The organism is Paenibacillus sp. J2L1-98 (assembly GCF_056269405.1).
In genome coordinates this window covers 1-14,747 of record NZ_JBWDNW010000013.1, presented here as the reverse complement: position 1 = coordinate 14,747, position 14,747 = coordinate 1, and the positions used below count along the sequence as shown (strand labels likewise).

10 protein-coding genes are annotated in these 14,747 nt (G+C 48.5%); 6 read left to right on the top strand and 4 right to left on the bottom strand.

What is annotated here, in order from left to right:
• The gene (gene hutU, locus AC0YNZ_RS20740) at positions 1-1,671 is read left to right on the top strand and encodes a urocanate hydratase (protein WP_475828407.1); all 1,671 of its coding nucleotides are present in this window, start codon (positions 1-3) and stop codon (positions 1,669-1,671) included.
• 114 nt (positions 1,672-1,785) lie between these two features.
• Here the strand turns inward: hutU and AC0YNZ_RS20735 are convergent, their stop codons facing one another.
• Entirely contained in the window at positions 1,786-2,754 is a 969-nt protein-coding gene (locus AC0YNZ_RS20735; RefSeq protein WP_475828406.1) for a metal-dependent hydrolase, read from the bottom strand.
• 61 nt (positions 2,755-2,815) lie between these two features.
• Complete coding sequence (locus AC0YNZ_RS20730; protein ID WP_475828405.1) at positions 2,816-4,000, bottom strand: glycosyltransferase family 4 protein; 1,185 nt, start codon at positions 3,998-4,000, stop codon at positions 2,816-2,818.
• A gap of 221 nt (positions 4,001-4,221) precedes the next feature.
• Here AC0YNZ_RS20730 and AC0YNZ_RS20725 point away from each other — a divergent pair, with 221 nt between their 5' ends.
• From AC0YNZ_RS20725 to dctA, 5 genes are all read left to right on the top strand, one after another.
• Positions 4,222-6,147, top strand: a complete 1,926-nt coding sequence (locus tag AC0YNZ_RS20725) for a 3'-5' exonuclease (RefSeq protein ID WP_475828404.1) — start codon at positions 4,222-4,224, stop codon at positions 6,145-6,147.
• A 147-nt stretch (positions 6,148-6,294) separates the two neighbouring features.
• The gene (locus AC0YNZ_RS20720; protein WP_475828403.1) at positions 6,295-7,770 is read left to right on the top strand and encodes a GMC oxidoreductase; all 1,476 of its coding nucleotides are present in this window, start codon (positions 6,295-6,297) and stop codon (positions 7,768-7,770) included.
• 111 nt (positions 7,771-7,881) lie between these two features.
• Complete coding sequence (locus AC0YNZ_RS20715) at positions 7,882-8,715, top strand: polysaccharide deacetylase family protein (protein ID WP_475828402.1); 834 nt, start codon at positions 7,882-7,884, stop codon at positions 8,713-8,715.
• Complete coding sequence (locus tag AC0YNZ_RS20710) at positions 8,712-9,560, top strand: class I SAM-dependent methyltransferase (protein WP_475828401.1); 849 nt, start codon at positions 8,712-8,714, stop codon at positions 9,558-9,560. The genes AC0YNZ_RS20715 and AC0YNZ_RS20710 overlap by 4 nt, the downstream gene beginning before the upstream one ends.
• A 728-nt stretch (positions 9,561-10,288) precedes the next feature.
• Positions 10,289-11,605, top strand: a complete 1,317-nt coding sequence (dctA, locus tag AC0YNZ_RS20705) for a C4-dicarboxylate transporter DctA (protein WP_475828400.1) — start codon at positions 10,289-10,291, stop codon at positions 11,603-11,605.
• Positions 11,606-12,242: 637 nt separating this feature from the next.
• On the opposite strand, the gene AC0YNZ_RS20700 is transcribed toward dctA, so the two are convergent.
• On the bottom strand, positions 12,243-14,297 hold the full coding sequence (locus AC0YNZ_RS20700) for an S-layer homology domain-containing protein (protein ID WP_475828517.1): 2,055 nt from the start codon (positions 14,295-14,297) through the stop codon (positions 12,243-12,245).
• 223 nt (positions 14,298-14,520) lie between these two features.
• Positions 14,521-14,747: hypothetical protein (locus tag AC0YNZ_RS20695; protein ID WP_475828399.1), on the bottom strand; the 227-nt coding region annotated here is incomplete at its 5' end.

The window sequence follows — 14,747 nt, the reverse complement described above, 5'->3', positions numbered from 1 at the left end:
TTGAACGATGTGGAAGAAAGAGTCATTCGTGCGCCGCGGGGCGCAAAGCTAAATACGAAGGGATGGGTTCAGGAAGCGGCGCTTCGCATGCTGATGAACAATCTGGACCCGGATGTGGCCGAATATCCCGATAAACTGGTTGTGTACGGGGGGATCGGCAAAGCTGCGCGAAATTGGGAAAGCTTCGATGCCATCGTAGCAACGCTCAAAAATTTGGAGGATAACGAAACGCTGCTTGTGCAATCGGGGAAGCCTGTCGCAGTCTTCCGCACCCACCGGGATGCGCCGCGCGTGCTGCTTGCAAACTCGAACCTGGTGCCGGCATGGGCGAACTGGGATACGTTCCACGAGCTGGATAAGAAGGGGCTTATGATGTACGGCCAGATGACAGCCGGAAGCTGGATTTATATCGGCAGCCAGGGCATCGTTCAAGGCACCTATGAAACGTTCGCGGAATGCGCGAAGCAGCATTTCGGCGCCAGCCTGAAAGGAACGGTTACGGTAACGGCCGGCATGGGCGGGATGGGAGGAGCCCAGCCGTTAGCGGTAACGATGAATGATGGCGTTCTGATCGGGATCGACGTCGACAGGACAAGAATCGAGAAACGCATTCATTCCCGCTATTGCGATTGTATGCTGGAAAGCCTAGATGATGCGATCTCGCTCGCGAACGAGGCGAAGAAGGATGGGCGGGCGTTATCCATCGGTCTGGTCGGCAATGCGGCCGAGGTATTGCCGGAAATGATCCGCCTTGGCTTCATTCCGGATATTATTACGGACCAAACCTCGGCACACGATCCGCTGAACGGCTATTTGCCGGCAGGCTTAACGCTAGAGGAAGGCAGGAAGCAGCGCGTGGAGAATCCTGAAGCCTATGTCAGGAAGGCAAAAGCGAGCATGGCTGCGCATGTGAAAGCTATGCTAGAGATGAAGCGGCTCGGCGCAGTCGCATTTGACTACGGCAACAACATTCGCCAGGTGGCTTACGACGAAGGTGTAACAGACGCCTTTGCTATTCCTGGCTTCGTGCCTGCCTATATCCGTCCGCAGTTTTGCGAAGGGAGAGGTCCGTTTCGGTGGGCGGCGTTATCCGGCGATCCCGAGGACATTTACAAAACGGACGAGGTCATTTTAAAGACGTTCGCCCATAATGAACATTTATGCAAATGGATTCGAATGGCGCAGGGGAAAATTGCGTTCCAAGGCCTGCCGTCCCGGATTTGCTGGCTTGGCTATGGCGAGCGGGCGCTGTTCGGCCGCATCATCAACGATATGGTCGCTTCCGGGCGGTTGTCGGCTCCGATCGTAATCGGACGCGACCATCTTGATGCCGGCTCCGTCGCGTCACCGAATCGCGAGACGGAAGCGATGCGCGACGGAAGCGATGCGATTGCCGATTGGCCGATTCTGAACGCCCTCGTCAATACGGCGGCCGGGGCCAGTTGGGTATCGCTTCATCACGGCGGCGGCGTAGGCATGGGCTATTCCATCCATGCCGGCATGGTTGTCGTCGCGGACGGCACCAAAGAGGCGGAGGAGCGGTTGAATCGCGTCCTGACGACCGATCCGGGTATGGGGATCGTCCGACATGCGGATGCAGGCTATGACCTGGCGGTCAAAACCGCTAAGAAGAAGGGGATTCGGCTGCCGATGCTAGGGGAAGAGGGGTGACCGTGTATCTTATATTAAAGCGCTTAGTCATCATGAAATTAGAAAAAAAGGTCATCCCCTAATCCGGGACGACCTTTTTTCATTAATCTTGGATCGATAGGAGGATGTCGATCATCAGGCAAAAGGCGGCTCCCATATCTTCTTTCTCCACCCGATCGTGTCCCCGGTCACCTGCAGCCGTTCATCCAACGTAACATCCATTCCGAAGGGGAGATTATGGCCATGCCGGAAACGGATGTCGCGCAGCTCTACCCTATACCCGTTCTGAAGTTTCTGACAGGAGATATGAACGCGATGCGTGAACTGGAGAAACGTGCGCACCCCGTCGCTGCCCATGACCGTCTGAATCACATCGTTTTGTTCCCCTTTTTCGAAGATGGCTTCTTCCTTCAGAATCAATCCGCGAATCGAGCCGGTAATATAGGCCTGCCCGGTTTCATGGACGTATTTCCACTCGTGGGGAAGTCCTCGCGGAGTCAGGAAGGAATAACCGGCATTTCCGTATTGCCTGCGGACGAGATGCAGCATTAAGCGGCCGATCAGGATGCGGCATCCGATAAAGAGAAAGGTTAAAGCATAAACGAACGGGAAAATAGCCGTTGCTCCGAAGACGCCGAACAGCCATAACAGCAGCCCCGCGGCATGAAGAACGAACAGAACCGGATCGAAGATCGGAATGGTGTCCGCGTGGAACCATTTCCGTGAAACCGGTCTGAGACATTGCACGCCGTATGCATTAAAAAAATCGAGGAAGACGTGAAACACGACCCCGGCCATCGTCCATAGAAATATCGGGATCAGGCAGGCCCAGGCGTTAAATGCGAGGGCAATCATGGGGGTGAGGACAAGCGGCCACCCTGCAAGCATAAGAAGCGAATGACTGAAGCCCCGATGATGCCGCAAGTACGACTTGTACCCGCGAATACGAATGACGGCATCGAAATCGGGAGCGGTCGACCCGATGATTGTCGCCGCGAATAATCCGTAAACGGCAGTCGAATGACTGACGAGAGCGGGATCGGCAAAAGAGATCGCCAGTCCGCCCAAAGTGGCGCCAATAAGAAGATGAGTTCCGCTATCCATAACCCTGTACCTCCTACAGAAGCTCAGATGTGAACATACCCAGTTCCAATGTCTGTCATCTTCAAGCCGTTTCGCCTTCTTCACGTATGCTTGCGATCGTTTGTCTTGCGGCGGCCAGCTGATTATGCTCCGTTTCTGCGATCTGCAGGCAGCGTGTATAAATCGACTCCATCGCTTGATCCCATGTGCGCGAGAGCGCATAAGCTCTGGCTCTTACCCCGAACTCTTGCCATTTGTCCGGATGGTCCATCCAATCGGTTAAAGCCGCGAGAAAGCTCTCTGCATTTCTCGCCTGGACATGCATCCCGGTCTTCCCATGCTGAACAATCTCAGTCACGCCTCCGCTATCGGCGACAATAGCGGGAAGCCCGGACGCCGAAGCCTCCAACACAACGTTGCCAAATGTTTCGGTCGAAGACGGGAACACGAACAGATCCGAGGAGGCGTAAAATTCCGCCAACGCTTCTCCGCTTTGATAGCCGGCGAACGTCGCATTCTGCGGAGCTTCCAGCCTGGCCTGCTCCATCATTGGGCCGTCGCCGACGATCAGCCAGTGGACCTGACTGCGGATCTCATTGGGCAGCCGCTGCATTAGCTGAAGCAGGATATCCATATCTTTCTCCGGCGCCAGACGGCCGACAAACAGGAGCAGATACCGCTCCTTGATCCCGTAAATCTCACGAATACGGTCCGAACGTTTCGCGGGCGTGAACAAATCGCAGTCAACTCCCCGGGTCCATAAAGCAAGATTGGTCAGCCCTTTTTCTTCCAGGCGGTTGATCGTCTCCAGCGAAGGCGCGAATATGGCGCGGCAGGAACGGTGGAACCATTTGATATACGGCCAATAGCATGCCCGGGCGAACGGAAAGCGATAGGAGTCCAGATAACGGTCGAAATGAGTATGGTAAGAGGCTACTACGGGAATGCCAAGCTTTTGGGCGGCATTCAGACCGGCGAGTCCGACATTGAAGGGGGTCGCGATATGGACGAGATCAGGCTTGAACCGGGAAAGCTGATGCCGGATACGAAGCAAATTGGGAATGGCAAACCGGTATTCCGGATAGAGCAGGAGGGGAATACTGGCGAGCCTATACACCTCTTCTTCGTAAGATGGATCCGGTTCGGTAGGCACAAACAACTTGCATTCGACTCCGCGGTCGGACAAATAATCGGTCCATCGCTTCAAAGTAAGAGCAACGCCGTTGATCTGCGGGACAAATGTGTCTGAAAACACGGCAATTCGCATTGGATCACTCCTCTTCCGGGATGATATCCTCACAGTAGTGCATGATTATTATCTCTGATGCGCATTTGAGTAAAGAAATGGTGAATTTATGGCGCAGGAGCGAGGTTGTGTCCTTTGTTTTCATCCCTTCACCTTTCCGCGTTCCCATTTTCCCATACCAATCTATCTAATATGGTTTATACTTAAACCAACAGGAAAAATCGAATTAGAGGTGACGAAGGATGGCTTACATGGTCCCGGAGGTTATCCGGACGAGCGCGGCTGCTGGGGAACGGTTATTGTTTCGGACACTAAAGGATCATCTGCCGAGCGATTATGTCGTATATTTTGAACCGGAGATTCAGGGGAGCCGGCCGGACTTTGTTATTATAGGCCCCGATCTGGGACTGGTCGTTCTGGTCGTGAAGGATTATACGAGGTCCGCCCTATTCGAGGTTGACCGCGATGAGTGGCTGCTGCATGGCTCCGGAGGACAAATGGAAACCGTTATGAGCCCCTACCAACAAGCAAGGGAGAGCTTGCGGCATGTGGTGAGCCAGCTTAAGAAGGACGACAGCCTCATTCTGCGGGAAGGCAAAATTAAAGGGCAGCTAAAATTTCCGAACGGCTTCGGAACGGTTTTTACGCGGATGAAGCAGAAGGATTTTATCGAATATAGCTTATACGATGTCATTGCACAGCCATTCGTGCTTTGCCGTGACGAAATCGATCCGGAGGATGACGGATTTTCCGCTGATTCCCTGATTGAAAAAATCCATGGCATGTTTACGGAGTGGAGCCGCAAACGGTACATTTTATCGCATGAGGATATTAGATCCATTCGTAATCACCTCATACCGGAGATGCGGATCAGCGCGGAATTCCGCCAGCCGGCGGAGCATCAGGAGCAGTTCGTGCTTTCGCTTCACAATATGAAGGTGATGGATGTGCACCAGGAAAATATAGCAAAGCATATCGGCGATCGTCACCGGCTCATTCGCGGCGTGGCTGGAAGCGGGAAAACGCTTGTCCTCGCAAGCCGTGCCAAGCTTCTGGCAAACCATTATCCGGATTGGAAGATTCTCGTCCTCTGCAGCAGCATCGCGCTATCCCAAAGCCTGCAGCGAATGATTGACCGGATGATGGATGAGCCGGAGGACCTGCTGGACTGGATCAGGCTTGAGGAGCAAAAGGACGGCAAGCCCCGCCAGCAAAATGTCGAAGTCTATAACTTTCATGAGTGGCTGAAGAAAGCGCTGAACGCCCGGGATACGGACATTCCTGCGCTTATTGGCAAGCTGGAGAAAAAGGAAGCGATTCTTCCTGCTTATGAGGCGATCCTGATCGACGAGGGCCAGGATTTCCAACCGGAATGGCTAAAGCTGCTTAGCTATTTGCTTAATCCGGCTACGCAAAATCTGCTTCTGGTAGAAGATCGGGCGCAATCGTTCTTTAAGCGGAAATCGAGCTTGCTGAAGGAGACGGGACTTGATTTTCGGGGGCGGTCACGGGTTCTATCTATTAATTACCGCAACACAGCCCAGATCGCCCAGTTTGCCTGGGATTTCTATCAGCGGCATTCGCTGCTTCAGAATCGGATGCAGTACGGCTCGGCAAAAGGGGTCGAAATTATCCATCCTCAGAGCACACGGAGAAACGGGCCGGAGCCCGGGCTGCAGCGGTGCGGCAGCTTTCAGGAAGAGCTGCAGGCCGCCCTTGAGCATATCCGGTACCTGAATAACGAATATAAGGTTCCTTATTCCGAAATGGTCATCTTGTACCGCGTGAAAAATAACTATTATTCCTCCTACACGGATACGATTCGCAGGACGCTTAAGGGGCAGGGGCTTCCGTTTCACTGGATCGCGGACCATGCTGATGCGTTTCAGGAATCGGGCAGTACCGGCGGCGATGCGATTAACGTATCGGACATTGACAGCGTAAAGGGACTCGATTTCCGTGCGGTCTTTATCGTAAATGCCGAGAACATGCCTTTCTCGCTTGAAGAGGTGGAGGAACGCGAGGTATCGCTGTTTTATATCGCCATGACACGGGCGCTTGAGTGGCTTTACATCTCCTACAGCGGGGATTCCAAGTTTACGCTTTATTTGGATGAGGTTCAGCAGCAGCGTCAGGAGCAAAAGCATTCCGTGAAGAAGATGGGATGAAGCAGAGATGATAAAGCCGTCTATCACCATAAAAGTGATGGATGGCTTTTATTATTTGCGGGGTTAATTTTTGCAAAACCGCATGAATGATCTCTAAGGGTACTAAACATAAACATGATAAGTTATTTTATGGCGGGGTGGGTCGGTATGGAGACATGTCCTTCGGAGTTCAAGCCGAATCATGACGAATGGATTCCAATTACATCGCTGGAACAAATGGAGCAGACCGAATACGATGTTCTTGTGGCCGGCACCGGGGCGGGCGGCGGAGCGGCTATTTGGAGATTATGCGAGAAGTTGGCAGGTGCCAAGGTGAAGATTGGTGTCGTGGAAGCCGGAGGACTTGTTCTGCCGACCCATGCGGCAAATCTTCCGTTAGCCGGGAATTATTTATCTAATCCCCGTGTAACGCTGCCGATTGGAAAGAACATGCCTGAGTATCCAAATGCGACACAAGTGTTGGCGCTGGGAGGACGCACATTGTTTTGGGGATTTATCTCTCCAAGATTTCACCCCTCCGAGTTTTTGACTTGGCCGCTCACCTATCAAGAATTAATTCCTTACTATAATATCGCCGAAAAAGTGATGAATGTCAGCGGCGAATTTCTCGAGGACTCTACCGCGCAGGAAGTTTTGCTTAATAGGCTCTGGGAGAACGGATTCCCGGATGTCTCCCATACACCGCTAGCCATTTACACGAAATCTTCCAAATACGGCAAGATCTTTTCCACTCCTTTTTTCAGTTCCATCAATTTTCTTGCCTACGCCTTAAACCGCAGACCTTTCGATTTAGCCGTTCACGCCTCCGTTGTGGAAGTTCTGCATGAGAACAGCCGCGTTAGGGGACTTCGGGTGATGACACCGGATTTAAAGTCACATACGATTCGGGCCAAAAATGTCATACTGGCGACAAGCGCGTTGGAAAATCCGCGTATTCTGCTTCACTCCGGGGTCCCGGGTCCGGCAATTGGCCATTATCTGTCGGACCAGACATTTGTGGTCGGCTTAGGAACAATCAGTATGAAAGAATTTCCTGAAATTCCCGGAACCGTAGGGATTTTAAATCCTTCTTCCGTTGATCAGCCTTTTCAAATCCAATTTTTTAGAGCGCCATGGTTTGGATACCAGCAATTCCAGAACGTTCCTTATCCGGACAACTTGGATTTGCATCTGCAGGGATTCGGAAAAATCTATTCGCGTTACGATAATCGAGTATTCCTGGACCCGAACCAAAAAGATACTTATGGCGTTCCGATCGCTCAAGTGGAATTTTCTTATCATCCGGACGATTACAAGATTATGGAGCGGATGGTGGTCACCATGAAGCAAATGCTTTCTGCAATGGGTGTTGCTCTGAAAGCGCAGCCGGGCAAGCCGGAATTTTGTATGTTAAAACCGGGATCAAGCATACACGACTCAGGCACCTGCCGGATTGGCAATGATCCTTCTGCTTCGGCTGCCAACCGCTATGGGCAAATTCATAACTTCACTGGCCTTTATGTGGCTGGAAATAGCGTCCTGCCTTCGATGGGAGGCACCAATCCCACATTGACGACGGTTGCCTTGGCAATCCGGACAGCCGATTATGTTGCTCACTCTATTTATCAAAATTGGCAAACTTAACGACAATAGAGGTTACCCTTGATCTTGTGTATCTCAATACACAAGATCATTCTAGTGCATACAAATGTTGCCATATGATAAGGTTTGAGGAATAATAGGGAGGAGGGGGGGATGAGCTTGAGAATGGCTTTTACTGTCGATGTGGAGGATTGGTTTTGCAGTCCGGATTTGTCTCTCTCAGATTGGGAAGGCTACGAATTAAGACTGGAGCAGCCTGTACATCAAATACTGGATCTGTTGGACGAAAATGATTCGACCGGGACTTTTTTTGTCCTTGGCTGGATCGCAGAGAAAAGGCCTGATCTGATTAAAGAAATACACCGTAGAGGCCATGAAATAGCGTCGCATGGCTATTCTCACCGATTGGTCTATCAGCAGTCCGCCGAGCAGTTTAGACAGGACCTTAGAATGTCAAAAGATATTTTAGAGCAATTAGTCGGTTCGAGAGTTTATGGTTACCGGGCGCCATGTTTTTCGATGACGGATTGGGGACTCGATATTCTAACGGAAGAAGGCTTCACTTACGATTCAAGCGTTATCCCGAACACCTTAAACAATCTTTATTCTAAGTTCAATTTAGCTTCATCGGTCTCTCATTCTTTTAAAATAAAAGATGAGTTATGGGAGATACCATTGCCAGTTAACCGTGTAGGCGGAGTCAATTTCCCTTGGGGCGGCGGCGGTTATTTTCGGATGTATCCCTATCGTTTTTTTAATTTAGGAGCAAAGAGAATTATTGGCAATAGCGGTTCTTTTGTCTTTTATATTCATCCTTATGACCTAGACGGTGATCAGCCTCAAATCTTCAATACTTCCTGGGCAAACGGTATTAGAAGATACTATGGATTAGGGGATACGTATATCAAAATAAAATGCTTGCTCTCGGATTTTAAATGTATGTCCATTAGTCAGTATTATCCTCAAATCGGGGATAGGTTAGAGTGAGTATAAAAACGGACATTATTTTAAACAGACGGTCGTTAGAGGTTGCCGCTTATGTATATAGTGCAGAAATTGGCGCAAGCAGAACGAACATCCAAAAACCGAGTGCAGAAGAAATAAATGATATGATTGAGCAAGGTATTGTATCTGCAGATTTAACCTTTTTGGACAAAGCATTCGGCTATACCTGTTACGAATATTATCGGCAGGTTTATGATCCGGATAGTTTTGACAGGCTCCTTCTAAAGGAAGCTGAAAATCGAAAAAAAATGCTGGACTTGTGCTGCGGGGGCGGGGCAACGATATTCTCTTTACGGCAGAACAATCCGGAGCTGATATTTGGATTTGATTCAAATGAAAATCAGATCGAGCTGCTGAAATCGCTGAACCGTGAGCGCGAATCGAAGGATATTCAGTGCAAGGTTATTGCAAAAGTCGCGGATGCCCATCACCTGCCTATTGAAAGCGGCTGCGTTGATTTTGTAGTTTGTAGAGCGGCGCTGCAATATCTGAACGTTGAACAGGCGCTGAAAGAGATGTATCGTGTGCTCGTCCCGCAAGGGAAGGTGTTTTTGCTGGTTCACGGTTCAGGTTACATATTTGATTACCTGTTCTCTAGAAAAGGAATATTCAAAACGAAGTATGTCGAGTATTTTGTTCATAAACTTTTCCATTCCAGCAGCTCCGATAATAAGTTTTACCGGTCGCAAGCTCATTTTCTAACTGCGCATCACTTAGAAACAAAGCTGACAGATGCCGGATTTCGAAATATTAAGCTGTATACTTTTAAAAACTGGCTGAAATTAGGGGTATTTCCCGTTTATTTCGCTGTTACCGCAGAGCGGTGAGCGTTAAAGGCTGTCTGCAAATGCAGCGGGAACGCGAGTTTGCAAGTGCAAGTAAGGAAAACTGAAGCTGTATGCGGTCCGATATACATGTGTATATCGGACTTTTTTGCGTTGGCACATCCCTTCTTTAATGATAGGTATGTGTTATTTTTGTTCACAATACACAAAGGTGAAAAGTTTTTTTGGCTACAGCACACATTGTTTCATCGGGTTCTAGGCTGTAATATGTGAACATGCCTTGGATATATGTTATAAAAACTAACATCAATTGGGGTAGTTATAGATAGCACAAAGATTATGCGATGCCCGGGATAAAGTTATTCTTTCTGAGCCAGTAGGGTCATGAGATCATTTGCCTACTGCTTTGGGCGAATAGAAGTTTTCATTAACAAGGCCGTCTGTGAAAGAACGATGGAATCATCGATATCATCCAAGTCCTATATATGTTTTCTCGGTGATTATTAAGGTGTCTTGAGAAAGTCAAGAGGAAAGTTTATCCCGCACTGTTTTGGGATTAAACAATAAATAGCCCTGGTCGTCAGGCCAGAGCTATTGCGGAATCTTGATTCCGCGAGTCTTATTATGCTGTATAGGAGGGGATTTATCTTAATTTTTTAAAAAATATATATTAAGCATATTGTCGCGATGGATTAGCAAGGAACATCTCAGATTAACGCATAAAGGTTCACTTGTTTCGAAACCAAAACAACGATAAAGGGGAAATAACTATGACTGCACAAACGATAATTCGCAAGGAGCCTTTTTACAAAGGACTTTTCTTCCAAATCATGGTGGCTATTGTTGCAGGAATTGTGATTGGCTACTTCTGGCCGTCGTTCGGCACTGCGTTAAAACAGTTTGGAGACGGATTTATCAAGCTCATTAAAATGATTATTGCCCCGCTCGTGTTTGGCGTTGTCGTCGTCGGTATTGCTAAAGTCGGTGATATAAAGGCCGTCGGCAGAATCGGCGGCAAGACGATTCTCTACTTCGAAATCGTAACTACGATTGCGCTTATCATCGGCGTGGCCGTTGCCAATTTGGTGAATCCCGGCGCAGGTATGAACATTGACATGGGTACCCTGTCGACTTCGGCAGTTGAAGCCAAGACGAAAGGAGCACAATTGCCCAGCGAAGCAGAATTTATTATGAACATTATTCCGGAGAGCGTTGTCGGAGCGTTTGCCAACAACAGCATGCTGCAAGTCCTGCTCGTATCCTGCTTGTTCGGTGTTGCGCTCGTTCATGTGGGCGGACGCACCACCGAAGTCGTTCTTGACCTGTTGGAGCGAGTAAACGAGGTTATGTTCAAAATAATGGGTTACATTATGAAGCTGACAGCGTTGGCAACGTTTGGAGCGATGGCCTCAACCGTCAGCCAGTATGGTATTGAGATGCTCATCTCGTTTGGCAAGCTGTTCATCGCCATGACGATCGCTTGTTTGATCTTCGTTCTTGTTTTGGCTGTCGTTTTGCGTGTGTTCGTCGGCCTAAGTCTATGGAAAATGGTTAAGTATATTCGCGAAGAAATTATGCTTTCGTTTGCTACTGGTTCGACAGAAGCCATTATGCCGCAATTGATGGAAAAATTGGAGAAGGCCGGCTGCAATCGCGCCGTTGTTGGACTGGTTGTACCGACCGGGTATTCATTTAATCTCGACGGCGCATCCATCTATCTCTCACTGTCGCTCGTTTTCCTTGCCCAAGCAACCGGCATCGATATGAGCATCGGAGAACAGATCGTAATGCTTGGCGTTCTGATGTTAACTTCCAAAGGTATGGCAGGCATTCCTGGTTCGGCTTTTGTTGCGCTGTCGGCAACCGCCGCCGCGACCGGTGCCATTCCTTTAGCAGCCGTCGCCCTGATGCTAGCGCCAGACCGCTTTATGGGCAACTTCCGTACAACCGTCAACATTATCGGCTATACCGTAGCTACCTTTGTTGTTGCTCGCTGGGAACGCTTGTTTAACATTCAAAGTGCAAAAAGCGCCCTTGACGGAAAAGTTCAAAAGACAGCCCTTAATACATTCTCCAAAGCCATTTAAACAAATAATCAGCCATCCCAGCTGCCCTGCTGTCATTGGACGATAGGGCAGTTTTTACATGATTACTAAATAAGAGCTACAATAATAGACTTTATTCGACCGGGAGACTAATCAATCATAAAACCCACCCCCATCAGAACGACAAGACACTCTATCTGGAGGAGAGCTTGCAGGCGGCGCAAGACGAGCTGGGCACAACGCTTACCCGTTATCCTTGGCTGTTAGCACAAAGTTGTATTAGCTTCTTAATAAACCGTGATCGCGACACTCAGACCTATCCTATTTGACAGAAATGAACAGCAGCTTCTATCTCAGTCCCAGCGATTTATTCCCTATCTTATCCGATATGTCCGATGATCAGGAGTAGCGGCGACTATTGGAATGGTTAATGGAAACCACTCCCTACATGGAGAGGCATCGACTAACTAATCTAGAGGCATTTTCTCACTATTGGAATGCGGTTATTGAACATATTCCCCAAGCAGAGCAGCAAATGTGTGAGCTGCTTGATCGCAAGCTGCCATATGCAAGTTCCATTTATGAGGTCAGATCTGCTGAAACAATATGGTCATTGCACGCAAAAAACCGTCAGAGTATCATCCTCTGACGGTTCTTTGTGTTAATGTTTATGTTCTCGTTAGTTAATAAATGTTAAATGTTGAAGCATTCTTCGCAGTGCTACGGTTGCCTGCGCTCTAGTAACCGGTGCAGCCGGCTCGAAAGTATTCGCGGTGACACCTTGCATAATTCCTGCTGCAAGCATGTGCTCGATATCTTTCACTGCCCAAGCTGGAATGTTTGCATAATCTGAGAACATAGCTAGCTTGTTGCCTGCATCGGGGGTTGAGCTTGCATTGTTTTCATGGCTTTGGGCGAAGCTGATAGCCCGGCCGAGCATAACCGCCATTTCCTGACGGGTAATTGTGCCGTTAGGTACAAAAGTTCCGTTAGCATAGCCCGTAATTAACCCGGAGTTAGCTGCGGCTGCAACTGACCTTGCATGCCAATCCGTGGATCGGATGTCACTGAAACGATCATTTGCTTGCGGCAGAGAGAGACCCAGCGCTCGAACAAGAATGGCTGAAAACTCGGCACGGGTAATTTGTTTCTCTGGTTGAAATTGCTGTTCTGTGATTCCGAGTACAACTTTTTTGGAAGCCATCGTTTCGATATCGGTTTTAGCCCAGTGCTTCGATACGTCTTTAAACGTCTTGGAAGCTTGTACTACGGTATAAATACTGTTGTGAGGAGACTTAATATCAACCATCGTCTTCCCGTCTTCTGTCCGAACGACAGCCGGCACAAAGCTTGTCTCCCCCGTAACTGGATCGTACACGAGCGCTGACAGTTTGTTAGAAGATTCGGACTTGGAAATGGTTATGGAACGGGTCACATATGTTCCATTAAAATCAGCGATTTCTGTGTACGATTCGCCTGACCCAACGGATAGAATGAATGCGAAGGAATCCGTTACCGCTCTGTAGCCGTCATCTGCTATGGACTTTTTCACTTGGCCCGAGAGTTTGTCGTCAGGTTGTTCAATTGTTAGCTTCACAGTCAGACTGCTTATATTAATATTGCTGCCGAGAGCTTTCTTCAGTGAATCGGTTTGAAGAAGCTGAATAGGAAGCTCATAAATGACCGACCCGCTTTCAATGGACAGTATGGTCTCAGGTGCAGCTTCATTTGCTTCAATAAATAGAGACGCAGGTACTTCAACGTTAACGCTGTCCGCCAAGTCACTCACCTTGATAGATACTTTAGGAACGGCTGGCTGCTTATGCTCCTTCTCATATTGCTCTGCTCCTGATTGAGCCGACTTAATTGCGCTCAGCAGCTTGCTTGCATCAGGTTTTACTTGCAACGAAGTTTTTCCTTGTTCAGTTGTTTGCCTGTCAAGCCGAATACTGCCGGCATCAAGGATTACGGATGGTGAACCTGAATTCAATGTTTCTTTAGGCAAAAGTAAATCGCCACCGCCGATAACTAAACCGCCGTCGCCAGGGTCTGTGCTCGGATCTTGAACTGTACATGCATTAGATGTTGCAGGTACGAGCGTTTGTATCGAACCGGCAGCTCCATTGCTTGCTTGTATAGTGAGTCCATTGTCAGACGGGATGTAATATTCCGTTACTGTCGTACTGTCACCGCCATTTTCGCTGAGAACCATCAGCAGTTGGTTAGCCGTTTTGCCGGGAAGAATGCCTGCAATCGCACGCGACATGGTCAGCTCGTCGAGCAGTTCAAAGGTTGAATATTGGTATACTTTCAGAATATTATCATTAATCGTATAAAATTTATCATGATCCAGATCGAACACAATGTCCTTGAATGCTGTAATCGTCCGGACATAGGTCATGTCTTGCTGCTCGTTGGTGCTGCTGTTGAAGATCGTTCCAGCTCCATTGAACAGATAACTGCCGTCAGGCGAGACGCGCAGAAGTGTTGACATGTCGTAATCACCATGATAAGGCGAGTCATTGCCGTCAGTAAACTGGCCGCTGTCGTTGATACTGTATGCCTCAATATCCCGTGGAGATGAATCGGTGTCAATGGTATACAGTTTATTTTGCGTCGGGCTCAATTGGACATAGGATGCTTGTCGGATGCTAGCCCTTTGAATGACCATCTTGGTATCCCGCGAATAAGAATCAAAATTTGTCCATTGTCCCGAACCGGAGGAAACGTATATATGCGGGGTTGTACTGTATAAGAACTATGTTCTAAATTAGCAAGGGTAGAATGAGTCGCAGAATTGAAGAGCAGAATCATAAGGCAGCCAAATACAATGATTTAAGGTGAACGAATGAATCGTACACAGGCGGGCGGCGAAGGTAATCATCATATACATACGATTCCGAGTGATTTCGGGTCTATTACAAGCTGTTTTTCGATTTATTTAGGCAAATAATAAATTATTTTAAAAAAACACTTGCAATACTAGGCTGATGCATGGTATATTCTAATTCCGGCCGAGAGAAACACGCGGACGACAAGCAAAACAAGCGAACCAAACGAAAGAATAGATTGCTCTTTGAAAACTGAACAACGAGTAATAACTGCCTCGCAAATCCTTCGGGATAAGCGAAAAAGCGATAACAAGTAATGAGCAAGTCAAACACCAATTTGGAGAGTTTGATCC

What these genes read in the sequence shown, in the direction of transcription:
- AC0YNZ_RS20735 (WP_475828406.1), bottom strand. Translation starts at nt 2,754, where the DNA reads ATGGATAGCGGAACTCATCTTCTTATTGGCGCCACTTTGGGCGGACTG.
- AC0YNZ_RS20725 (WP_475828404.1), top strand. Translation starts at nt 4,222, where the DNA reads ATGGCTTACATGGTCCCGGAGGTTATCCGGACGAGCGCGGCTGCTGGG.
- AC0YNZ_RS20720 (WP_475828403.1), top strand. Translation starts at nt 6,295, where the DNA reads ATGGAGACATGTCCTTCGGAGTTCAAGCCGAATCATGACGAATGGATT.
- dctA (WP_475828400.1), top strand. Translation starts at nt 10,289, where the DNA reads ATGACTGCACAAACGATAATTCGCAAGGAGCCTTTTTACAAAGGACTT.
- AC0YNZ_RS20715 (WP_475828402.1), top strand. Translation starts at nt 7,882, where the DNA reads ATGAGCTTGAGAATGGCTTTTACTGTCGATGTGGAGGATTGGTTTTGC.
- AC0YNZ_RS20730 (WP_475828405.1), bottom strand. Translation starts at nt 4,000, where the DNA reads ATGCGAATTGCCGTGTTTTCAGACACATTTGTCCCGCAGATCAACGGC.